The 22,238-nt window shown below is 70.1% G+C and carries 22 protein-coding genes; 10 read left to right on the top strand and 12 right to left on the bottom strand.

The window, feature by feature from the left end:
- Positions 1-44: 44 nt before the first annotated feature.
- Entirely contained in the window at positions 45-689 is a 645-nt protein-coding gene (locus AB0H54_RS30270) for a dihydrofolate reductase family protein (protein ID WP_357349995.1), read from the bottom strand.
- Between the two features lie 78 nt (positions 690-767).
- On the opposite strand from AB0H54_RS30270, the gene AB0H54_RS30265 reads away from it, so the two are divergent.
- The gene (locus AB0H54_RS30265) at positions 768-1,628 is read left to right on the top strand and encodes a haloalkane dehalogenase (RefSeq protein WP_357349993.1); all 861 of its coding nucleotides are present in this window, start codon (positions 768-770) and stop codon (positions 1,626-1,628) included.
- Here the strand turns inward: AB0H54_RS30265 and AB0H54_RS30260 are convergent.
- Positions 1,597-2,907 carry a HAMP domain-containing sensor histidine kinase gene (locus AB0H54_RS30260; RefSeq protein ID WP_357349991.1) on the bottom strand — a complete coding sequence of 437 codons (1,311 nt, stop codon included), beginning with the start codon at positions 2,905-2,907 and terminating at the stop codon, positions 1,597-1,599. The two genes, AB0H54_RS30265 and AB0H54_RS30260, sit on opposite strands and share 32 nt — an antisense overlap.
- Positions 2,895-3,569: a response regulator transcription factor gene (locus AB0H54_RS30255; RefSeq protein WP_355283913.1), complete on the bottom strand. Its 675-nt coding sequence runs from the start codon at positions 3,567-3,569 to the stop codon at positions 2,895-2,897. The genes AB0H54_RS30260 and AB0H54_RS30255 overlap by 13 nt, the downstream gene beginning before the upstream one ends.
- Before the next feature lie 149 nt (positions 3,570-3,718).
- Between AB0H54_RS30255 and AB0H54_RS30250 the strand changes: the two genes are divergently transcribed.
- Positions 3,719-3,937 carry a hypothetical protein gene (locus AB0H54_RS30250; protein WP_355283910.1) on the top strand — a complete coding sequence of 73 codons (219 nt, stop codon included), beginning with the start codon at positions 3,719-3,721 and terminating at the stop codon, positions 3,935-3,937.
- A 77-nt stretch (positions 3,938-4,014) separates the two neighbouring features.
- On the opposite strand, the gene AB0H54_RS30245 is transcribed toward AB0H54_RS30250, so the two are convergent.
- On the bottom strand, positions 4,015-4,932 hold the full coding sequence (locus AB0H54_RS30245) for an aminoglycoside phosphotransferase family protein (protein WP_357349988.1): 918 nt from the start codon (positions 4,930-4,932) through the stop codon (positions 4,015-4,017).
- A gap of 363 nt (positions 4,933-5,295) precedes the next feature.
- On the opposite strand from AB0H54_RS30245, the gene AB0H54_RS30240 reads away from it, so the two are divergent.
- The 7 genes from AB0H54_RS30240 to AB0H54_RS30210 all read left to right on the top strand — a co-directional run bounded on the left by AB0H54_RS30240 (position 5,296) and on the right by AB0H54_RS30210 (position 12,245).
- Entirely contained in the window at positions 5,296-6,090 is a 795-nt protein-coding gene (locus AB0H54_RS30240; protein ID WP_357349986.1) for an MHYT domain-containing protein, read from the top strand.
- Between the two features lie 99 nt (positions 6,091-6,189).
- Positions 6,190-6,378 carry a hypothetical protein gene (locus tag AB0H54_RS30235; protein ID WP_355283903.1) on the top strand — a complete coding sequence of 63 codons (189 nt, stop codon included), beginning with the start codon at positions 6,190-6,192 and terminating at the stop codon, positions 6,376-6,378.
- A gap of 227 nt (positions 6,379-6,605) precedes the next feature.
- Positions 6,606-7,796 carry a lipid-transfer protein gene (locus AB0H54_RS30230; RefSeq protein ID WP_357349984.1) on the top strand — a complete coding sequence of 397 codons (1,191 nt, stop codon included), beginning with the start codon at positions 6,606-6,608 and terminating at the stop codon, positions 7,794-7,796.
- Positions 7,797-7,829: 33 nt separating this feature from the next.
- Positions 7,830-8,270, top strand: a complete 441-nt coding sequence (locus AB0H54_RS30225) for an SRPBCC family protein (protein ID WP_355283898.1) — start codon at positions 7,830-7,832, stop codon at positions 8,268-8,270.
- Entirely contained in the window at positions 8,267-9,136 is an 870-nt protein-coding gene (locus tag AB0H54_RS30220) for a MaoC/PaaZ C-terminal domain-containing protein (RefSeq protein WP_357349982.1), read from the top strand. Before AB0H54_RS30225 ends, AB0H54_RS30220 begins: the two co-directional genes overlap by 4 nt.
- Before the next feature lie 14 nt (positions 9,137-9,150).
- Positions 9,151-10,029: an SDR family oxidoreductase gene (locus AB0H54_RS30215; protein ID WP_357349980.1), complete on the top strand. Its 879-nt coding sequence runs from the start codon at positions 9,151-9,153 to the stop codon at positions 10,027-10,029.
- A gap of 2 nt (positions 10,030-10,031) precedes the next feature.
- Positions 10,032-12,245 (top strand): acyl-CoA dehydrogenase, encoded by a 2,214-nt coding sequence (locus AB0H54_RS30210; protein WP_357349978.1) that lies wholly within the window; start codon positions 10,032-10,034, stop codon positions 12,243-12,245.
- 6 nt (positions 12,246-12,251) lie between these two features.
- On the opposite strand, the gene AB0H54_RS30205 is transcribed toward AB0H54_RS30210, so the two are convergent.
- The gene (locus AB0H54_RS30205) at positions 12,252-13,694 is read right to left on the bottom strand and encodes an amidase (protein WP_357349976.1); all 1,443 of its coding nucleotides are present in this window, start codon (positions 13,692-13,694) and stop codon (positions 12,252-12,254) included.
- Positions 13,695-13,748: 54 nt separating this feature from the next.
- Positions 13,749-14,183, bottom strand: a complete 435-nt coding sequence (locus AB0H54_RS30200; protein WP_357349975.1) for a hypothetical protein — start codon at positions 14,181-14,183, stop codon at positions 13,749-13,751.
- Between the two features lie 155 nt (positions 14,184-14,338).
- On the opposite strand from AB0H54_RS30200, the gene AB0H54_RS30195 reads away from it, so the two are divergent.
- Positions 14,339-15,031, top strand: coding sequence for a TetR/AcrR family transcriptional regulator (locus AB0H54_RS30195; protein ID WP_357349973.1), 693 nt, complete (start codon positions 14,339-14,341; stop codon positions 15,029-15,031).
- 1 nt (position 15,032) lies between these two features.
- Here the strand turns inward: AB0H54_RS30195 and AB0H54_RS30190 are convergent, their stop codons facing one another.
- The 6 genes from AB0H54_RS30190 to AB0H54_RS30165 all read right to left on the bottom strand — a co-directional run bounded on the left by AB0H54_RS30190 (position 15,033) and on the right by AB0H54_RS30165 (position 22,232).
- A complete protein-coding gene (locus AB0H54_RS30190; protein ID WP_357349971.1) occupies positions 15,033-15,632 on the bottom strand; it encodes a TetR family transcriptional regulator in 600 nt (199 codons plus the stop codon).
- Positions 15,632-17,092 (bottom strand): alpha-L-fucosidase, encoded by a 1,461-nt coding sequence (locus tag AB0H54_RS30185; protein WP_357349969.1) that lies wholly within the window; start codon positions 17,090-17,092, stop codon positions 15,632-15,634. Before AB0H54_RS30185 ends, AB0H54_RS30190 begins: the two co-directional genes overlap by 1 nt.
- Before the next feature lie 171 nt (positions 17,093-17,263).
- Positions 17,264-18,322: a lytic murein transglycosylase gene (locus tag AB0H54_RS30180; RefSeq protein WP_357349967.1), complete on the bottom strand. Its 1,059-nt coding sequence runs from the start codon at positions 18,320-18,322 to the stop codon at positions 17,264-17,266.
- A gap of 91 nt (positions 18,323-18,413) precedes the next feature.
- On the bottom strand, positions 18,414-19,925 hold the full coding sequence (locus tag AB0H54_RS30175) for an FAD-dependent oxidoreductase (protein WP_357349965.1): 1,512 nt from the start codon (positions 19,923-19,925) through the stop codon (positions 18,414-18,416).
- 373 nt (positions 19,926-20,298) lie between these two features.
- Positions 20,299-21,600: a TetR family transcriptional regulator gene (locus AB0H54_RS30170; protein ID WP_357349963.1), complete on the bottom strand. Its 1,302-nt coding sequence runs from the start codon at positions 21,598-21,600 to the stop codon at positions 20,299-20,301.
- Positions 21,597-22,232, bottom strand: coding sequence for a hypothetical protein (locus AB0H54_RS30165; protein ID WP_357349961.1), 636 nt, complete (start codon positions 22,230-22,232; stop codon positions 21,597-21,599). The genes AB0H54_RS30170 and AB0H54_RS30165 overlap by 4 nt, the downstream gene beginning before the upstream one ends.
- Positions 22,233-22,238 lie beyond the last annotated feature (6 nt).

The raw sequence follows: 22,238 nt of genomic DNA, 5'->3' as shown, positions 1-22,238 counted from the left end.
CGCGCGGCCCACTGATATTGGTAGCTGAATTCGTCTCAGTGTGTTCAGCGTCGCCAGAAGAAGTGGTGCACCACGCCGCTCGGACTCGGCACCTGCTCGTGGTGGAAACGGTCGGCGTAGTCGTCGGGGCCGTTCCAGAATCGTTCACCGCGACCGAGTTCCACCGGGGCGACGACCACGTGCATCATGTCGATCAGGTCGGCCGCGAGGAATGACCGGACGGTCGCGACACCACCGCCGATCCGGACGTCCTTGCCGTCGGCAGCCACCTTGGCCTGCGCGAGGGCGTCCTGTGGTGACGCGTCGACGAAGTGGAACGTGGTGTCGGACAGGGTGAACGACGGCCGCGCGTGGTGGGTGAGGACGAAGACCGGGGTGTGGAACGGCGGTTCGGCGCCCCACCAGCCCTGCCAGTCGTAGTTCTCCCACGGTCCACGCTGCGGGCCGAACTTGTTGCGCCCCATGATCTCCGCGCCGATATTGTTCGCGAAGTCACGGGTGATGTAGTCGTCGAGACCGTAGGTGCCACCGGGGTCGGTCCGGTTGACCCAGTGCGCGGTGGCACCGGCCCAGGACATGAAGTCCGCGGGGTCGGCGTGGCCGAACGGGTGCTCGAGGCTCTGCCCTTCGCCGGCCCCGTAGCCGTCGCGGGAGATCGAGAAGTTCTGAACGCGAACGAACTGTGTCATCGGAGGAATCTAGCGCCGGGGACCGACACCACGTAGGTTGCCACTCAGACGATCTGGTGTCCGAGGGGGAGGCTGTCCGTGCTCATCGATTTCGTTCCCGACAAGTCGCTGTACCCGTTCGAGTCGCGGTGGTTCGACTCGTCCGCCGGGCGGGTGCACTACCTCGACGAGGGGTCCGGTCCGGTGATCCTGTTCTGTCACGGGGCGCCGGCGTGGAGTTTCCTGTACCGCCACCTCGTGGTCGGCCTGCGCGATCGGTACCGCTGTATCGCCGTCGACAACCCGGGTTTCGGATTGTCGGAGCGCCCGGCGGGATACGGCTACACCGTCGCCGAGCACACCGCGGTCCTCGGTGAGCTGATCGATCACCTCCAGCTCGACGGCTTCGTGGTGATGGGCCACGACTGGGGCGGCCCGATCGGCCTGGGCGCGGCCGTCACCCGCGCGGACCGGGTGCGTGGGATCGTGCTGGGCAACACGCTGTTCTGGCCGACCGAGGCGCTGGTCAACCGGGCGTTCAGCGTGATCATGAACAGCCGTCCGATGCAACGCCGGATCCTGGAACAGAACTTCCTCGTCGAACGCGTCCTGCTCGCCGAACTGGGGCGCGTCCTCACGCCCCTCGAGGCCGAGCACTATCGCGCGGTACAGCCCACCGCGCAGGCCCGGTGCGGTCTGGCCGCGACACCCAAGGAGATTCGCGCCGCGCGGCCCCTCCTGGAGCGGCTGGGCCGGGAGGTGCCGGAACTGCTCGGCGACAAGCCGACCCTGGCGGTGTGGGGAATGCGGGACATGGCTTTTCGTCCGAAGGCGTATCTGCCGCGCATCCGGGCCACCTTCAGCGACCTCGAGGTGATCGAGCTCGCGGGCGCCGGGCACTTCATCCAGGAACACGATCCGGAGACGATCACGGCCGCGATCGCGAAGCGGTTCCCGTAGGCACGGCGGTGGGTGGCGGCAGCAGCAGCGTCGCGATCGTCCCGCCGCCCGCCACCGGCTCGATCGTGGCGGTACCACCGTGCAATTCGGCGATCCACGCCACCAGCGCCAGACCGATACCGCTGCCGCGCCCCGCGGTGACACCACGGTCGAACGGGTTCGACGACAGCCGCGGCGCCAGACCCGTGCCGTGGTCGCGGACGCAGACCCGGCCCTCACCGACGTAGATCTCCACCGGCGCCCGCGGATTGACCGCGCCGTGGGTGAGCGCGTTCTCCACCAGGTTGCGGATCGCCAGCGCGAGCAGGTGCGGATCACCCATCACCACGGTCGGATTCGGCTGGAGGACGAGGCGGGGGTTGTCGAATTCGTCGACCACCGACTCGGTCAGCTGGTCGAGCAGCAGCTGCACCCGCTCCATCGTGGTGACCCCGGACTGCATGCGCGCCCGGGCGAGCAGCCCGGTCACCACCCGTTCCATCTTCGCGCCGAGCGCGTGTACATCGGCCAGCACCTGTTCGGCCTCGGCCTGCGTGCGCCTGCCCGGCGCGGTCGCCAGGCGATGGGTGGCGAGCGGGGTGCGCAGTTCGTGCGCGGCGTCGGAGAGGAAACGCTCCTGATCGTCGAGCAGCACCAGCGCCTGGCGCATGCTGCGCCCCGACAGCAGATGCCCGCCCACCGCCGACGCCGCCACCATCACCGTGCCGCCGACGATCAGCGCCCACCACAGCAGCGCGCGTCCCCGGTCCCAGCCGTCCGGGTCCGCGCCGGTGATCAGCACGACCTCCCGATCGGAGTCCTCCCAGCCGAACACCGCCGTCGCCAAGCGCACCCGGCGGCCCGCGCTGTCGATCGAGTCCCGGTACACGGTGTCGCCCGCCGCACGCGTCGCGGCGTCGGCGGTGGCCGCGATCCCCGACTCGGCGGGCATGTGCGAGCGCAGATGGCCGTAGTGGACGGTCCACCCGCCGGTACCGTCCGCGGTCAGCACCAGGATGGCGATCTCGCCGCCGACGAGCTGATCGCTCGGTAGGTCGGAGGTGTCGACCGAATCGTCGTCGTTCAGATACACCCGCGGCGCGAGCCCGGTCAGCACCCGGTCGAGGGCGCCGTCGAGGGCCTGGTCCCGGGAACGCGCGTCGATCACCGCGGCCACCAGGCCGAGCACGATCATGCACAGCGTCGTGATCGCGGTGATCAGGACCGTGAGCTGTACCCGGGTGCGGTGCAGCCGAGCCACCGCGGGACGAGCGTCGGAGGTGGAGATCAGGACACGCACGCCACGCCACCGAGGACGAAGCCCGCGCCGCGGACGGTGTCGATCACCTGCGGTGGTCCGAGTTTGCGGCGCAATCCGGCCATCACCGCGTCGACCACATTCGAATTCGGTTCGGCCATCTCGTCCCAGCACGCCTCGATCAGCTCCGAGCGCGACACCACCGTGCCTGCCCGGGTCGCCAGCAGTTCCAGCACCGCGAACTCCTTGGGCGTCAGCGAACGCAGGATGCCCGCCCGCTGTACCCGGCGACGCGGCAGATCGATCTCGATATCGCCCAGCCGCAGCAGCGCCGGGAGCGGGTGGTCGCGGCGGCGGCACAGCGCCCGCACCCGTGCGGCCAGTTCGGCGAGCGCGAAGGGCTTGCTGAGATAGTCGTCGGCGCCGTGCTCGAAACCGGCGATCCGGTCGGACAATCCGTCGCGCGCGGTGAGGACCAGCGCCGGGATCCGGCAGCCGCGCGAGCGCAGCGCGCCGAGCAACTGCAGGCCGTCGCCGTCGGGCATGCCACGGTCGACGACGAGCACGTCGTAGCTGTTCACCGAGATGTTCACATCGGCGTCGACGAGCAGATGCACCAGATCGACCGCGAATCCGGCGGCCCGCAGCCCCGTCGCGATCTCCCGGCCCAGTCCCTCGTCGTCCTCCACCACCAGCACACGCACGAGAAGCGAGCGTAAGGCAACCCCCGGCAGGCCCGGCGTCATCGCGGCATCACGAAAAGCTCATCACCGCGCCTCATGAAATCCTCACGCGCGCTTTGGTTCTCTGATCCCGGCCCGGAAACGACCGGGCCGGTACGAAAGGAACACCCATGAGCATCAAGTCCGTGATCGCCGCCACCGCGATCGCCGCCGCCTCCGTCGCGGGCGCCGGCCTGGCCTCGGCCGCCCCCGCTCCGATGCTGAGCGGCTACGTCGGCACCTACGCCACCTACGAAGCCTGCGCCGCCGACGGCAACTCGCCGAGCACCGGTGGTGCGCAGTGGGAGTGCGTCGAGGTCATCGGCGGCTGGGACCTGTACACCTACTGACCCCGGTCAGCCCGCGCGCGGCGGCCCTCGATGTCGACTCCCCGAGACATCGAGGGCCGACCTGTTCGCGGAGATGCTCAGGTGAGCGCTTCGGCGAGCTGATCGGTCGCGAACACCAGCCACCCGGGATCGCCGCCGACCCGCCCCCACAGCGCCTCCCGCACCGCGCCCGCCTGCGTCCAGCGGCGCACCCGTACCGGGTCGAGCTCGGCCGCCTCACAGTAGATATCGAGCAGGCGCAGAATCCTCGCCTTCGGGCTCGCCGCCCGGAGTTCGTGGTCGAATCGGGGACTCCGGATGACATCGAGCGCGTCGCGGGCGGGATCGCCGACCGCGCACTTGGGGTCGATCGCCAGCCATGGTTCCCGCTCGGACGCCAGCACATTGGCATCGTGCAGGTCCCCGTGGACCAGCAGGTTCGGCTGGTCGGGCCCGAGGTCGCGGAGCGTGGCCAGCGCCGCGTCGACGACGCGGCCGGGCAGCGGGTCACCCAGCTCCGCCGCGGTGGCCCGGATCGAGCGCGCCCAGTCCCTGGCCTGATCGGTGAGCCGGGGGAGTCCGGCGGGAGCTTCGACAGCCAGTCGTCGGGTGAGCGCGCCCTGGATCGCGATGGCCTTCTCGGGGTCGGTCACGGTGGCGAGGGTGGCGCCCGCGCGCTCGAGCAGCATCGCGCACCGGTCGTCGTCGCGCTCGTGGAGATGGACGGCGCCGCGGCCCTTCCACACGGTGAAAGCATCGGGTTCGTGGCGGATGTCGGGATGCGGGTACGAGATCTTGATGACCGCGGGTGGCCGCGCGCGCGGCCGGACCGGCACCACGATGCCGACCTCGCCGTGCATCATCGGCCCATCGGGGACGCACGACCACAGCTCGAGCAGGTCGTCGACCATGCCCGGCAGAGCCGCGAGCCAGGCGCGTCCCGGGGCGTCGACATACTTGCCGGCGAACGCCGCGGGCACCGCGATCATCCGGCGGTGCCGCTTGCCGCTGGGCACTGTGCCACGGTCCTCCGATGAACGTATCGATTCGATTCTCGGCAATCTATCGCACGGCGGCGTGAAACATGTTCCGCACCAGCTGAATATGGGGACACATGCTCAATCAGGCGGGTTGTTACAGTGAATTGCTGATCGAATGCCAGATGGTTTCCATGCGATGGATTGCTGGCGAATCGGGGGCGAAATCCCGGCAGTAGTTAGCCGGAGCAAGGATGCGTGTCGTCACATATTCGCTGATAAGAGCTAAGTGTGACGAAGGCAACTACCTGGACGTACGTCCAGGTGCTGGAAATTTGCCGGAAGTCCAGTACTCTCACCGCAGGTCGGATTTCGTTGTGCCGCAGCAGGGCTGTGGCACCGATGCGAGGGTTTCACGGCGTGCTCGACATCTATCACTTCTCCTATGGCTGGATCACCCCCGTTCTCGCCTACTTCATGTCCTTTCTCGGCTGCCTGCTCGGCCTGCAGTGCGCGGCCCGTGGACGCAATGCGGGCAGGGGACGCGCCGGCTGGTTGATCAGCGCCGCGGTCGCCATCGGTGGAACCGGTATCTGGGTCATGCATTTCATCGCCATGCTCGGCTTCTCCATCGCGGGCTCGGAGATCCGCTACGACGTTCCGCTCACGCTGTTCAGCGCGGTGACGGCGATAATCGTCGTCGGGATCGGGCTGTTCATGGTGAACAAACCGCAACCGACGCTCGCGTCGCTGATCGGCGGCGGCACGATCGCCGGGCTCGGGGTCGGCGCCATGCACTACGCCGGCATGTACGCGATGAAGTCCCATGCGGTCATCTCCTACGATCCGTGGCTGGTCGCGGCATCGATGGTGATCGCGGTGGTCGCCTCGATCGTGGCGCTGTGGTTCACCCTGCGCGTCAAGGGATTCCTGGCGACGGTCGGCGCGGCGATGATCATGGGTGTCGCGGTCTGCGGGATGCACTACACCGGCATGGCCGCGATGCGCGCGCACGAGGGGCATCACACCTTGGCGCCGCCGCCGGGCGTGCAGGCGATGCAGTTGCTCGGGCCGCTGATCGGGATCATCAGCATGGTGACCATGCTCGTGCTGATCAGCGTGAGCCTGTCCGAGATCGAGAACGAGGACGCGCTGCCGAAGATGCGGTGGAATACGACACCGCGATCTCGCCGCTGAGGTATCCGCAAACGCTCAGCTATGTTAGTTTTCCTTCGGCTCGATCGCCGGGGCAGCAGGCGGTCGGGTGAGGTTCGCTGCTGCGCCCAGGGAGTGCGGATGTCGTCGAGTGTTCCGATCGGTGCTCGGGTCGTCGTCGGCCGGCGCAGACCGTTCTCCGATCCCTGCTTCGATCGCTTCATCGCCTTGGTCGACGGCCTCTCGACCGAGTCGCACGAGATTCTGATCGGATTCGCCGAGCGGCTGCGCGCCGTCGAAGGCATCCCCGTCGACCCGCTGGTCGACTAGTTCATTCCTGGTCCCTCTCTCGGGGACTTGCCGTCCCGTGCTCATCTATCCGGGACTTCTGACTCACTAAATCCGCGCAGGTCATCGCCGTTTCCGGTAGGCCTGCCGTTCTGCTGTGCCCAGATCTGGTTCCGTTCGAGGTATTGACCTGGACGCGATGTCCAACCTAAATTGCAGGGACACCGTGTCCCACATACTGGGGACGCGCGGCACACAGGAGTGCGTACATGACACAGAAGGTGTTCGTCGTCGGCGTCGGCATGACGAAGTTCGAGAAGCCGGGCGAACTGGAGTGGGACTACCCCGACATGGCCAGGGAGGCGGGCACGAAGGCGCTCGCCGACGCCGGGATCGAGTACCGGCTGGTCGAGCAGGCCTATGTCGGCTATGTCTACGGCGAGTCCACCTCGGGTCAGCGCGCGGTCTACGAGCTCGGCCTCACCGGCATCCCGGTGGTGAACGTCAACAACAACTGTTCGACCGGGTCGACCGCGCTGTACCTGGCGGCGCAGGCGATTCGCGGTGGGCTGGCCGAATGCACGCTCGCCCTCGGCTTCGAGAAGATGCAGAAGGGCTCGCTCGGTTCGACTTTCGACGACCGCGAGCAGCCGATGATGCGGCATCTGCTGGCGCTGGCCGAGCTGCAGGAGTTCGCGATGCCGCCCGCGCCCTACATGTTCGGCGCCGCGGGCAAGGAGCACATGGAGCGCTACGGCACCACCGCCGAGCAGTTCGCCAAGATCGGCGTGAAGAACCACAAGCATTCGGTGAACAACCCGTACGCGCAGTTCCAGAAGGAATACAGCCTCGACGAAGTGCTCGCGGCCAAGCAGATCTACGGCCCGCTCACCAAGCTGCAGTGCTCGCCGACCTCCGACGGCTCCGGCGCGGTGATCCTCGCCAACGAGGCCTTCGTCGACCGCCACGGGCTGGCCGATCGCGCGGTGGAGATGGTCGGGCAGGCCATGGTCACCGATCTCCAGTCCACCTTCACCGATCCGACCGCGATCAACCTGGTCGGCGCCGACATGTCGCGGACCGCGGCGCTGAAGGTGTACGAGCAGGCCGGGATCGGTCCCGAGGACGTCGACGTCATCGAGCTGCACGACTGCTTCTCCACCAACGAACTGCTGACCTACGAGGCGCTGGGCCTGTGCGCGCCGGGTGAGGGCGGCCGCCTCGTCGACGACGGCGCCACCACCTACGGCGGCACCTGGGTCGTCAACCCGTCCGGCGGCCTGATCTCGAAGGGTCACCCGCTGGGCGCGACCGGTCTGGCCCAGTGCAGCGAACTCACCTGGCAGTTGCGCGGCACCGCCGACGCCCGCCAGGTCGACGGCGCGCGCATCGCCCTGCAGCACAACATCGGTCTCGGCGGCGCGGTCGTGGTGACCGCCTACCGCCCGGCTGTCCGCTGATCCACCCCCCACGATTCATCGAGGAGTAACCCCATGGCGTCTGTGAGCGTTTCCACCGATCTTCCCGTCACCCCCGAGCAGGCGTGGGCACGCCTGAGCGATCTGGCGAACTGGGCGGACTGGCTGACCATCCACCAGGGCTGGCGCAGCGAGCTGCCCGCCGAGCTGACCGCGGGCGCGCGGTTCATCGAGGTCGTGTCGGTGATGAACATGGCCAACAAGATCGAGTGGACCGTGGCCGAGGTCGACCCGAACACGTATCTCAAGATCACCGGCACCGGCATGGCCGGGGTCACGGTCGAATTCGCGTTGAAGGTGGAGCCGACGGCCACCGGCTCGAGCGCGGTCTTCGACGCGAGCTTCAAGGGCACGATGATCGTCGGCCCGATCGGCAAGGCCGTCGCCAAGCATGCCGAGGCCGACCTGAAGGAGTCGATGGCCAAGTTCACCGAGCTCGTCGGCTCGGCCGCGTGACCACCTCGGAATCGGCCGGAGTCGTCTTCGACGGCTCCGGCCTGGGGGAGTGGACCGACCCCGAGCACTTCACGGTCACCGCCGAACGGATCGCGGAATACGCGGCGGCGACCAATGATCCGATCGAGGCGCACCGCGGCGGCGAGATCGCGCCGCCGGTGTTCGCGGTGGTCCCGGTGTTCACCTCGATGGCGCCCGCCGCCCTGTCGGTGGCGCCGGTGGAGCTGCTGATGAAGCTGGTCCACGGCGAGCAGGACTTCCGGTTCCATCGCCCGATCCGGGCCGGTGACGACCTGGTGGTGCGGGCCAAGCCGATCGGCTACGTGGGCAGGCCCAACGGCTCGACCGTGGTTGTCTACGCCGAAACACGAGACGCGGCAGGCGAACTCGTCAACGAGCAGTGGATGACCGCGTTCTTTCGCAAGGTCGACGCCGGGCCCGGTGAAGGGGAGCCCGCACCCGATCATCGGATCACCGACGCTGATCGGGCCGGGGAGCCGGTCGCGCGGGTCACCGCCCACATCGACCAGGACCAGACCTTCCGCTACTCGCCGGCCTCCGGCGATCCCATGCCGATCCACCTCGACGACGAGATCGCCCGCATGGCCGGGCTTCCCGGCATCATCAACCACGGCCTGTGCACCATGGCGTTCACGTCCTGGGCGGCACTGACCGAACTCGCCGAGGGGGACACCGCCCGCCTGCGCCGGCTCGCCGTGCGCTTCGCCAAGCCGGTGCTGCCGGGCCAGGACATCACCACGACCCTGTGGCGCACCGAGTCCGCGCCGGGAGTCACCGCCTACGCCTTCGAGACCGAAGCCGCCGGGCAGATCGCCATCACCGACGGCCGCGTCGAATTCAACTAGGAGACTGAAGACTCATGGGAAAACTTGACGGTCGCGTCGCCGTCGTCACCGGCGCCGGACGCGGTATCGGCCGCGAACACGCGCTGCTGTTCGCCCGCGAGGGCGCGCAGGTCGTGGTGAACGATCTCGGCGGCGCCAACGACGGTTCCGGCAGCGACGCCGGTCCCGCCCAGCAGGTGGTCGACGAGATCGTCGCCGCCGGGGGCCGGGCGGTCGCCAACACCGACAACATCGCTACGTGGGACGGCGCGAAAGCCCTTGTCGACCAAGCGATCAGCGAGTACGGCTCGCTCGATGTGCTGGTCAACAACGCCGGCATCCTGCGCGACGCGTTCATCGCGGGGATGGAGGAGTCCCAGTGGGACGCCGTCATCGCCGTGCACCTCAAGGGCCATGCCGCCACCCTGCACCACGCCGCGGCGTACTGGAAGGCGCAGGCCAAGGCGGGCACTCCGGTCGCGGCCTCGGTGATCAACACCGCCTCGGCCTCGGGCACGTTCATGCCCAACGCGGGCCAGGGCAACTACGGCGCCGCGAAAGCGGGCATCGCCGCGCTGACGCTGGTGGCCGCCGACGAGCTCGAACGCTACGGCGTGCGGGTCAACGCGATCGCCCCGATCGCCCGCACCCGGCTGACGCTGGCGACCCCGGGCATGGGGGCGCTATTCGCCGCCGAGGTGCCCGAGGGGGAGTTCGACGCGTTCGCCCCCGCCAATATCTCACCGCTGGTCGCGCACCTGGCCGAGGCCGGCTGCCCGCTCACCGGCAAGGTGTTCGCGGTGCAGGGCGGCGCGATCGTCGAACTGGCCGGGTGGCACGACGTGCGCACGGTCGAGACCGACGGCCCGTGGACCATCGACGAGGTCGCCGCCCGGCTGAAGGAGACCAGCTAGTCATGGCACGCAACAGCTATGAGCTCGGCGTCGGCGTCAGCGAGGACCACCTGGCGCTCGCCGACGCGGTCAGCGGATTCGTCGAGCGCACCGTCACCGCCGAGATCGTCCGCGCGGCCGTCGAATCCACCGAGGCGGGCAAGCAGCTGCCGTACTGGGACGCGCTCGTCGCCCAGGATCTGCTGAGTCTGCACGTCTCCGAGGACCTGGGCGGCCAGGGCGCGGGTCTGCTCACCCTGGCCGTCGCGCTCGAACCGCTCGGCCGCGGTCTGCACACCGGTCCGTTTGTACCGACCGTGCTGACCAGCGCGGTGCTCGCCCAGGACGGCGGGACGTGGGCGCGGGCCCAGCTGCCCGGGCTGGCCGACGGATCGCGCACCGGCGCCGTCGCCTTGTCGTCGGGGCTGACGGGTGTGCTGCGTGACGGTGCGCTGATCGTCGACGGGACGGCCGACGGCGTGACCGGGGCGGTGTCGGCGGACGTCATCCTGGCGCCGGTCACCGTGGACGGTGACCGGCGGTGGGTGGCGTTCGAGAACGTGGATCTGACCGTGAGCGCACAGGATTCCGTCGACGTGCTGCGCGGCGCGGCCCGGCTGCACGCGGATGCGGTCGAGGTGTCCGCCGAGCGGGTGCTCGCGGTGTCCACGGCGCGAGTGCGCTCGGTGGCGGCGGTGGTGCTGGGCGCCGAGGCGGTCGGGGTGATGTCGTGGTGTGTCTCCACCGCGGCGGAGTACGCCAAGACCCGCGTGCAGTTCGGCAGGCCGATCGGGCAGTTCCAGGGTGTCAAGCACAAGTGCGCGCACATGGGCATCGCGCTGGAGAAGGCGCGGGCGGTCCTGTGGGACGCCGCGTTCGCGCTCGACCGCGACGACGAGAACGCCGACTACGCGGCCGCGGTCGCCGCACTGATCATTCCCGACGCCGCGGTTCAGGTGGCCCAGGACTGCATCCAGGTCCACGGCGGCATCGGCTTCACCTGGGAGCACGACGCGCACCTGTACTACCGGCGCGCGCTCGCGCTGCGGGGACAGCTCGGGGCACGGGACGAACGGGCCGAGACGGTCGCGGGCTACGCGCTGTCGGGCGCGACGCTGTCGAGCGAGCTGGAACTGCCCGCCGAGGCCGAACAGATCCGGGCCGGGATCCGCGCGGAGCTCGCGGTGATCGCCGCGATCGACGACGAGGACGAGCAGCTGGTCGCCCTCGGTGACGGCGGCTGGAACCTGCCGCACCTGCCGCGTCCCTACGGCCGGTCGGCATCGCCGCTCGAGCAGGTGGTGATCTCGCAGGAGATCAAGGCCTCGGGGATTCCGATGCCGCAGCTGCTGATGGGCACCTGGGCGGTCGGCGCGATCGTCCCGCACGGTGACGAACGGCAGCAGCGGGAACTGGTCGTGCCGACCCTGCGCGGGGAACTGGTGTGGTGCCAGCTGTTCAGCGAGCCGGGCGCGGGGTCGGACCTGGCGAGCCTGACCACCAAGGCCACCAAGGTCGACGGTGGCTGGCGGATCTCCGGCCAGAAGATCTGGACCACGGTCGCGCAGTTCGCCGACTGGGCGATGCTGATCGCCCGCACCAGCCCGGACAAGCCCAAGCACGAGGGCATCACCTATTTCGTGCTGGACATGTCGACGCCGGGGATCACCGTGCGGCCGCTGCGGGAGATGACCGGATCGGCGCTGTTCAACGAGGTGTTCCTGGACGACGTGTTCATCCCCGACGCGAACGTGGTCGGGGCGGTCGACGACGGCTGGCACGTGGCCCGCACGACGCTGGCCGGTGAGCGGGTGGCGCTGAGCCAGAAGATGGAGGCCTACGCCACCGACACCGATCTGCTGCGGTTCGCCATCGGCCGGGAGCTCTCGCCGGTGGCGCGCTATCACGTCGGCGAGCTGATGGCCGAGAGCCGGGCGGTGGACGTGATCGGGTCGCGGGTGGTGCTCAAGCAGCTCTCCGGCATCGATGTGTCGACCACATCCAGCGTCGGCAAGCTGCTGGGAATGGGCCTGGGACAGGCGATCTCGGAGTTCGTCGTCGCCGAGCTCGGGGTCGCGGGGGTGGTCTCGGTGCCGGGCGAGCGCAGCGATCACGCGATGGAACAGTTGATCGCCGGTCGCGCCACCACCATCTACGGTGGCACCACCGAGGTGCAGCTCAATGTCATCGGTGAGCGGATGCTCGGCCTGCCCAGGGACGCCTCGGTGACCGCCTGAGCGCGGTCACGGCCGCGGCCGCACCCACCCGCCGAAGGCGTCCTGGAGGGTGAGGGCCGCGGCGATCGACAGGTGGTCGCGGCCGGCACCCGCGACCACCTGCACACCCAGCGGCAGCCCGTGCGCACCCCGGCCCAGCGGAACCTGGGTCACCGGCAGCCCGGCGAGGCTGAACGGGGCGACCGCGTCGGTACGCCACGGCTGCCCGGTGGTGCGACCGTGGCGCGGCGCGACGGAGGTGAGTGTGGGATGCAGGAGCAGACCGTCGCCGATGGCCCCGGCGATCTCTGCGGCGGCCGCGTGAGCGGCCCCGGTGATCCGCCGGGCCGGTCCGGCGGGCACGCGAGCGGCGAGCAGTTCGCCGAGCGCGAGCAGCCGGGTGGGCAGGGTGTGGTCGCCGGGCAGGCCCGCGAGCTGCCGTGCGGCCAGGATGTCGGCGCCCTCGCCGCGCATGATCTCGGCGAAGCTGATGCCGGTCTCCTTCGCGAGCACCATCGTGGTGAACAGTCCGATCATCCGCAGCGACCCCGTCCGGACGCGGACGATCTCGGCGCCCGCGCTCGCCAGCGCGGCGGCCGCGCGATCACGCGCGGCGAGCACCTCCCGGCCGACGCCGGGGGCGAACGCGCCGTCGAGCAGCACGACCCGCACCCCACCCAGCGAGGTGGTCGCCGGATCACCGAGCGTCATCTCCCGCGCGAGCGGGTCCACGCCGTCCGGACCGGCCATGATCCGCAGCAGGGGCATCAGATCCTCGGCGCGGCGGGCGATCAGGCCGTTCGCGCAGAGGGCGGCGACGCCGTAGGGCGGCGGCCACGCGCCGGTGGTCGGCAGCAGGCCGGTCGACGGGCGGTGGCCGAAGACGCCGTTGCAGAACGCCGGAATGCGGATGGACCCGAGTGTGTCGGTGGCCAGGCCGAGCGGGGACCCGCCGCTGCCGACCGCCGCGCCCTCACCACCGGAGGATCCACCCGCCGTGCGGGTCCGGTCGTGGACATTGCTGGTGCGGCCGTAGACCCGATTGTCGGACTCGATCCACATGCAGCCCTCGGAGGTGTTGGTCAGCCCGAGCAGGATGGCCCCGGCGTCGAGCACCCGCTGCACCACCGTCGCGTTCGCGGACGGGCGCAGGTGCCTGCGGGCCAGCACACCCGCCGTGTGGGGCAGGCCCGCCACGGCCAGCGACTCCTTGACGGTGATCGGCACGCCGAACAGCGGCGGCAGCGTCGCGGGGCCGGTCGCCAGCTGCGCGTCGGCCGCGTCGGCCTGGGCGCGCGCGGCCGCGTAGCGCTCGACGACGACGGCGTTCGTCGCCGGGGCGAAGCGTTCGAGCACGGCGATGTGGGCATCGACCACCGCGCGGGCACTCACCTCACCTGCGCGGAGGGCAGCAGCCAGGCCGATCGCGGACTCGTCGGTGATCGTCGTCCCGATCCGGCTGGAGCTCATGCGTTACATTATTACGCACGATGTCAACCCGATCGCCGGGCGTGGCGCGGCCGGTCAGGGCATGCTGTGCGCCAGCACGAGGATGCCGCCGACCAGCAGGGCGAGCACCTTCACGACCTCGAGGGCGATATAGGCGAAATGGCTGTGCGATCGTGGCACGTCGGCACCGGCGAGCACGGCGTCGCTGCGGCGGGTCAGGCGCGGGCGCACGACCGCGACCTGCGCGGCGAACACGACCATCGCCACCGTGAGGGTCCGGGTGGCCGCGGTGCCGGGGGAGTCGACCAGGATCGCGGCGAGAATCGTTGCGGCGAGGACGAGTTCGGCGATATTGAGGGCACGGAAGACGAGCCTGCCGATGCCGAGCCCGATCGGCACGGTGACCCCGGGCGCGCGGAATTTCAGCGGCGCCTCCAGGAACGAGATGGCCAGCACCATGCCCAGCCAGCAGAATGTGGCCGCGGCGAGCACGGCCAACGCGGTCGTCATATCGATCGGGTCCTCTCCGTCGGTGATCCTCGCCGACCAGACCAGGATCGCCGATCGGCGGTGATCTGTCCCGAGTCCGCGTCGGCCGGGTGCCGGACCCGGCTGGGATACTGTCCGGGCCGGATCGCCCCGTTCCGGTGCCCGATGGGAGGAACGTGACCGCACAGCGCGCCGATGGCCGGGCCAGCCGGTGGGACCGGCATCGCGCCGAGCGCCGGGACCGGATCCTCACGGCGGCGCTGACGGCCGTGCAGGCCCAGGGTGCCTCGGTGGGGGTGCAGGAGATCGCCGATCTCGCGGAGGTGCCGCGATCGGTGCTGTACCGGCTGTTCAAGGACCGCCAGGACCTCGACGAGCAACTGCGGGCCCGCATCGTCGACGACCTGATGGCCGTGCTCGCCCCGACCCTGAACCCCGAAGGCACCGTCGCCGAGGCCATCGCACGCTCGGTGGACGCCTACGTGGGCTGGATCGCCGCCAACCCGCGACTGCACTATTTCCTCGGTGCCGGGTCGGCGGCGGAGAAGCGGCCCAATTCGCCGATCGTGTCCGGCACCAAGATCGCCATCGCGGGCACCGTCCGGGAGGTGTTCGAGAACGCGCTGCGCGCCCAGTCCGCCCCGGTGACGATCGCCGAGCCGATGGCCTTCGGCCTGGTCGGCTTCGTCGACGGCAGCGTGAACCGCTGGCTGAGCCGCGCCATGCAGCCGATGGACGCCGCCGAGCTGTCGTCCTATCTGCAGGAAGCGATCTGGGCGATCGTGGACAGCAGTCTGCGCAAGGTCGGCGTGATGCTCAATCCGCTGACACCGATGGCGGATCTGGTCGCGCCGGCTGCCGAGGACTGACTCACCGTTCGGTGGCCGCCCGGACCGTGGCGAGCAGTTCGCGCGTGCACGCCGACAGGTCGAAATCGGGCTCGGCGGCGACCCGGGTGATCACCCCGTTGCGCAGCGACAGGACGAACCCGGCCATCAGATCGGTGTCGAACTCCCGGAACTCGCCGTCGCGCTGCCCGCGGGCCAGCAGTTCGGCCAGCTTCGCCCGGTCCGCGGCCGCCAGTCCGCCCAGGTCCGCGCTGTCGGGCGCGGCGGCCTGGATGCGCAGCATCGCCACCAGGTGATGCCGGTGCTCGCGCAGGAATTCGCTGTTCGCGAGGAGGAACCCGGCCAGCTCCTCGGACGCGGTACCCGGCGCCGTGCGCGCCACCACGAAGGCGGCGAAATCGGCCAGGACCGTGCGCATCACCTCGGTGATCAGGTCCTGTTTGCCCTGGAAGTGGTACGAGATCATCCCGGTGCTGCTGAGGCAGGCCCGGCGCGCGATGGCCGCGAACGAGGCACGGGCGTAGTCCGTCTCGGCGATGGTGTCGATGGCGGCGCGCACGATCTGGGCGCGGCGGGCCTGTTCGGTGATCGTGAGCACCGCACGCCGCTGCTGTCCGGCCATCACCACCCCGTGATCGCGAGCGCGAAGGCGTGCCGCTGCGGTGCGGCCTGGGCCGGTAGCTCGACGAGCAGGTCGGGGCCGTGCTGCTGCCAGGTCGGTGCGGGTGGCCCGCCAACCAGGGCGACCGTGGCGCTGTCGGGGATCGTCAGGTCGCGCAGGGTGATCGCGCCCGCGGGCTGATCGGCCAGCACGATCGCGTGCACGGTGTCGCCGCGCCGGGTGAAGCGCACCGGGTGACCGTCCGTCGTGGTGGTGGCGGACCGCTCCCACGGGACCGTGTCGTAGATCGCCGCCGCGTTGCGCCCGAGCCAGGTACCGAGCGCGCGCAACGGCGCCCGCTGGAGGTCGGGGATCCGCCCGTCGCCGTCGGGGCCGACATTGAGCAGGAGATTGCCACCCCCGGCCACCACGTCCACCAGCAGGTGGATCACCTCGGCCCCGGTGAGGGTGTCCGCGGCGGTCTCCTCGGCGTTGTACCCGAACGACCTGCCCAACCCCCTGGTCAGTTCCCACGCGCCGGACGGCGGGTCGGTGGGCGGGGTGTACTCGTAGGTGGTGAAGTCGTGGTGGAAGTCCTTGGGCGGGTCGGGAATCGGCTTGCCGAGCGCGCCCATCACCCGCAGCGCCCCGCCCAGAAAGCGCAGATAGGCGGCCCGGGCGACCCGGTTCGCCGGCAGCTTCGCTTGCATCCAGCGATCGTTCACCAGGCCCTCGGGGACGGTGTCGTAGTAGTGCGCCATGATCTCGTGCGGATCCACCTCGGCGGGCCAGCCCATGTCGTTCCAGAGGATCGACGGCGCGTAGGTGTCGATGAGTTCACGCCACTGCGCGGTGGCGTAGCGGGCGTATTCGGGTCCCAGCGCCTGATGCCGGATCAGATCGGTCATGGTCCGCAGCGGCGCGGTCCGGAAAGTCCAGTTCATGCCGCCGCAGTAGTACAGGCCCATCCGCGCGCCCCGCTGCCGCACGGCGGCCGACAGGTCGCCGACGAGATCGCGGGACGCGCGATAGTCCGCGGGCATATGCGGATTGCCGATATCCGTGGGCCACAGGGGATATCCGTCGAGATGCCGGGTCACCAGGACGACATACCGGGCGCCCGCCCCGGTGAACAGCTCCGCCCACTCGTCGAAGTCCACCGCCCGCGCGGCCGCGTCGAAGCGGGGCCGGAAGCCGGTGTAGTCGACACCGTCGCCGTAGGTGGCGGCATGGTGGATCGCGGTGGGGGAACCGGGAACCCGCAGCGAATTGAGGTACCACTCCGCGTACGGGATCCGGTCGGCGGTCGTCGCGCCGGTGGTGAGGTCGCGCATGAACGCGGTGTAGTCCGCGGTGCCGCGTGCGGCGAAGGCGGGCACCGAGTACGGGCCCCAGTGCACGAAGATGCCGAGCTTGGCTCCGCGGTACCAGTCCGGGACCGGCCGTTGGGCCAGGGCCTGCCTGTCCGGCGCGAAACTCATCGGCACTCCTCGGTGTCGTGCGGTCGCGATCCGCGGTTTTGCTCGGGTGAGCAAGAATCAGCATACATGAGCAACTATCCGGGGTCCGCCCAGCTAGGACTCGTGCTCGCACGGTCGAACAGGCCGTCCGGCCGCATGCGACGACCGTGCGTGGTGTTCCCGCGACACTCCTCAGCCCTGCGGCATCGGCAGCGGAATCACCACGCCGAGTGGCAATTCGAGCCGTGGACCCGGGGTGGGGCCGGGTTCGGTCGGCGGTTGTTCGGTGTCCGAAGGCTGCTCGCCGCACAGGATCCCGCACTCGATCGCGCCGATCACCGGGAGCGACACGAGAATCACCGGCTCACGTGGCGGGGCCGGGGTCGGTGCCATGGGCTCGAGTGCCAGCGGGGATTCCCCGGTGGGAGCGGGAGTTTCGGGTGCGGTGTCGACCGGTGGCCGGGTGGGTGCCGCCGGGTCGAGGACGACGTCGACGCGCACCGGGGCACCGCCGGTGCGGTAGCGCTCCGACCAGCCGAGGACGTCGGCCGCGTAGGCCGCCGAGTAGTTGTAGCGCAGCACCGCACGCTGCCGCGCCGCGGCGTCCCGCAGATCGGTGCCGTCGGCACACAGGTAGCGGCCCGCGGCCAGCGCGGCGTCGAACACATTGTGCGGGTCCGTCGTTCCGTCGCCGTTGCCGTCGGTGGCGTAGCGGCTCCAGGTGCTCGGCAGGAATTGCATCGGGCCGACCGCGCGCACGAATCCACCCCCGGCGGCGGGGATCACCTCGTTGCCGGGCAGCGTGCCGTCGAGGGCCGGACCGAAGATGGGGCGCAGCGTGGTGCCCTCGGCGTCGGTGTTGCCCCGGTCGGCGTGATCGGACTCGATCTTGCCGATGCCCGCCAGCAGATGCCAGCTCACGCCACACCCCGGGGCCGAGGTCTGCAGGGACAGTTCGGCATTGCGATAGGCGGCGAGGACGATCTCGGGGATGCCGAGGCCGCCGGTGGTACCGGTCGACGGGACCGCGACCGCGATCGGCTCGATCGGCGGCGTCGCGGTCCGCAGCTTGCGCGGTGTGGGTGGCGTGGGCGCGAGCAGTCCGACGACGGTCGACTCGGTCGGCAGCGACTCGACAGTGGCCGGCGCGGCGATGAATTCGGGCACGGCCGGTGCGGTGACGCGGGCCGAACCGGTGACGAGCAGCCCGGCCGCGAGGATCGTGGTCGCGGCGAGAGGAGCGGAGCGCATGGAGTGAACACCTTCCGCGGCCCTTGGTGCGGGCCGCCTGGAATCGGGTAGTGCGGACGGGTGGCCGTATCCGGCCTGGTGGGCGACGTGATCAGCGCACCGGATACCTGCGGTCGGTCAGGTCGAAGGCGTGGGGCTGACCCGCGTGATAGAGCGCGCTGTCGGCGAGCTCCAACGGCTCCCACAGCGGCATCCGGAATCGGGGCGTGATCGGGACGCGGCCCGCCGCCGAACCGCTGACGTGCAGAACCGCGTTCGCCGCCAGCCGTCCGCCCTCGTTCGCGCTTTCCATGCACGCGACATTCGCCGGGGTCCGGATCCAGTCGCCCGCGAGGAACAGGTTGTCGATGGCGGTGGTCGCGTCCGGCCGGTCGGCCCACGAGCCGGGTTTCGGGAGGAAGCCCGCGCCGTCGTAGGAGACATCCGGGGTGCCGGGATCGCTGACCGAGGTCCGCCGGTACGGTGCCTGGCCGATCGAGGTCAGCCCCCACGGCGAATCTACGTAGGCGACATGGCCGGTCGCGAGATCGGCCCGTCTGCGTAGGAAGAACTGGACGCCGACCATCCCCATCGACGGCAACCAGGACACCCCGTCGAGCCGGGGGTCGGCGGCGAGAACGTCCGCGGTGAAGACCGCGGTCGCCTTGTCCGGCGGGATCGCGCAGACGTAGTAGTCGGCCTCGACGCGATGCCTGGCTCCGGTGTGGTCGGTCACCGTGGCGGCCCGAAGGTGCGCGCCGTCGGTATCGAAGCCCGACAGCTGCGCGCCGAACGCGAAGGTGACGCCGAGTGAGCGCAGGTGGGTGACCCACGGATCGATGAAGGTCGCCGAGGTCGGCCCGTTGAGCACCCGGTCGTCGCGGTCGTCGTCCGGGTTCAGCAGTGACCGGACGAAGTCCTCGCCGGTCAGGCCGATCGAATGCGCGCTGCAGGCGCGGGCTTGCGTCGCCATCAGCGTGCGGAGGAAACCGTCGCCGAGGAAGCGGTGGTATTCGGCCGACGCGTTGTCCAGGCCCGCGAATTCGCTCCAGCTCATCCGTTCCCACTGGCCGAGTCTGCGTTCCTCGCAGCTCGAGATGTAGACCGCCAGCCGTTCGGCGGCGAACAGCGCCTCGTGCGGGAGCAGGCGGAACAGCGTCTCGAACACCGAGGCGAAGGAATCGGCGAACTGCCGTGGCGTCCTCGGGCTCTGGCGCGACGGCAAGGGAAACGGCAGCGCGGCGGTCGAGTCGGCGCGTCCCATCCCCGCGATCGTCGCCGCGTCGACCCGGACCAGATTGTCGTACACGCCGTCGCGGTTGCGGCGGAACGGAATACGGCGCAGCGTGTCGGGCAGATCGCGGTGGCAGCCGAAGAAGGTGTGGAAGCCGTGCTCGCCGGGCAGGGCCCGATCGCTGACGATGCTGCGGCACTTCCCGCCCGCCGCGCCGAGCCGTTCGTAGACGGTGAGCGCGAAGCCGCGTTCGGCGAGTTCGTGCGCGGTGGTCAGTCCGGCGAGCCCGGCGCCGAACACGGCGACGGTGCGCCCGCCCGGCGCGGCCGCCGCCCGGCGGTTGGTCGATCGCAGGAAGCCGCGTCGCGCGGACTGCCAGGTGATTCCCATGTCTCGTCCAGTCGTCTGCCCGGCCGTCCTCGACGTGTGCGCGCCGTTGCCGGGTGTCGATACCCCTGCCTTATGTTACTGACGATTCTGGCTAGGCAATGCGAATTCGCTGATACTCATGCGGCGCAATGCCGGTTGTCGAGATCAATAAGTTGATGACAATTCCGTTAACTCGAGGTACTGTTCGAAGTGCCCGGCGACGACGTGTGTGGCGGAAGTGCCCCTCGCCACAGCGTGATCGCGCGTCGTGCCTCCTCACGTGTTCCGTGCGGCAGCCCAGCGAACTCACTGTCGCGGGGAACGGGTGATCGAGAAGCGCGGCGGCCGGAGTCGATGTGCCGGTTCCGGCCGCCGTGCGCCGGGCAGGCGGGGCCTAGTGCGGCAGTGGACGGCCGAGCAGAACGGTCTCCAGCAGCCCGATCACGGTGTCCTGCGGGCAGATTCCGTCGTCACCGAAGGTGCGTCCGAGGTCGACGACCAGGCTGAAGGCGGCGTGCACCAGGATGCGGGCCTCGCCGAGCGAGAGCTCCGGCCGGGCCGCGACCACCAGCCGGGCCCACTCGGTGACGATCAGCTGCTGGAGATGGCGCAGCGTCACCTGGTCGGTCTGGTCGACATGCCGGAATTCCGCGTAGTAGACGAAGGTCAGCGCGCGTTCGTCGAACGACCCCGACACGTACAGCTCGATCAGCGTGCCCAGCGCGGCGGCCGGCGTGCGCGCGGCGGCGGTCGCGGGCCGGATCGCCGCCGACACCCGGTCGGCCGCCCGGCGGAACGCCGCGACCAGCAGATCGCTTTTGCTGCGGTGATAGCGGTAGACCGCCGATGCCGAGGACAGCTCGGCGGCCGCGGCGATGTCCTCCACGCTGACATTCGGGTATCCGCGCTCGTGGAACAGCTCGACCGCCCGATGCAGCAGCAACTCGTGTTTGAACAGGGGCGCTCGGTCACTGGTCCGGCGCACGCGGGGCGCGGTGCGCGGGCCCGACAGGTCGGCGTCGACCACGGCCCAGCTCAGCGAACCGAGCAGGGCGGCCAGGGTTTTCGCGGGCACCGTCGCGTGATGGTCGCCGATGCTGCTGATGACGGCGTAGATGGACACCGCGCGCACGGCGCGATCGTGCCCGTCCAGCTCCGGCCTGACCTCGCCGATGCGCGCGCGCAGGCTCGCGATCGCGGCGGCGAACTGATCGCTGAACGCCCGGAGGTCCTCCGGTTCCAGATAGCGGCGTTCCCAGCGGGCCAGGGCGGCGGTGGGCCGGTTGGCGATGGTCGCGGCGACGATGGCGGCGAGCACGTGCTCGAGGCGCTGCCGTGGTGTCCAGCCCGCCGCCTCCTCGGGGAGTTCGACCGCCCGTAGCGCCAGGCCCGACAACCGGAGCAGCTCGGCGCGGAACAGCGCGTACTTGCTCGGGAAATGCCGGTACAGGGCGGTCGAACTGATATCGAGCCTGCGGGCGATGTCGTCCATGCTCACGCCGTGGTAGCCGTGCGCGCCGAACGCCGCCGCCGATTCCGCGGCGATCTGCGCCCTGCGATTCTTGGGCCTGCGCCGGACCGTGCGCGCCGGTGCGTCCGAGGACGGCGCGTCGGCGTGCGTGCCCGGCGATCTGCCCTCGGCCGCGCGCGCGGAACCGCCGCGGCGCCGGGGGGATAGCGCGCCGGGTTCGGTCACTGGGCGGGTGCCGTCGTCAGCGGGGAGTTCACCTTCTCGACCAGCCAGCGGCCGTTGTCGTTGTGCAGGCGCAGCACCATGGACAGCTGCCCCGGCTTGGGCTTGTGCTCGGTGCCCAGGCTGGAGATGGTCTGGCCGATCACCACGATCGCCTCGGCGGACTCCTCGTCGCCGGTGCGGATCGCGCACTGGGTGTCGGTGACCTTCGAGGTGACTTCGCCCTGGGTGAGGACCTCACGCAGTTCCCCGCTGGTGGCCTCGAACTGCTTCTTCCAGTCGCCGGTCGAGCCGTCGAGGACCGCGGCGAAGTACGCGTCGAGCTTCTTGCTGTCGTAGTCGGCCAGCACCGGACCGTAGTGGCAGGCGGCCTCGCGCGCCTGCTGCTGGGCCGCCAGCAGGTCCTTGGTGTTCTGGTTCTCGAAGAACAGGAACACCGAGGCCGCCAGCGAGGCGCCGAGCAGGACGGCCGCCGCGCCCCGCAGGCCGAGCCGCCTTCGGTCCATCGCCCGCAGGCGCGATGCCAACCCGACAGTCGGGGCCGTGGATGTTGTTTCGGCAGTGAGCGTTTCGGTGTCGGCGGCGGTCAGCTCGGCAACCGGGGACTCGTCGGTGGTGGTCTGTTCGTTGTTCATCGTGGG

Origin of the sequence: Nocardia sp. NPDC050718, from assembly GCF_040654235.1 — a bacterium.
Classification (GTDB): domain Bacteria; phylum Actinomycetota; class Actinomycetes; order Mycobacteriales; family Mycobacteriaceae; genus Nocardia.
The sequence above is the reverse complement of the archived record's forward strand: the minus strand, read 5'-3'. Positions and strand labels throughout refer to the sequence as shown.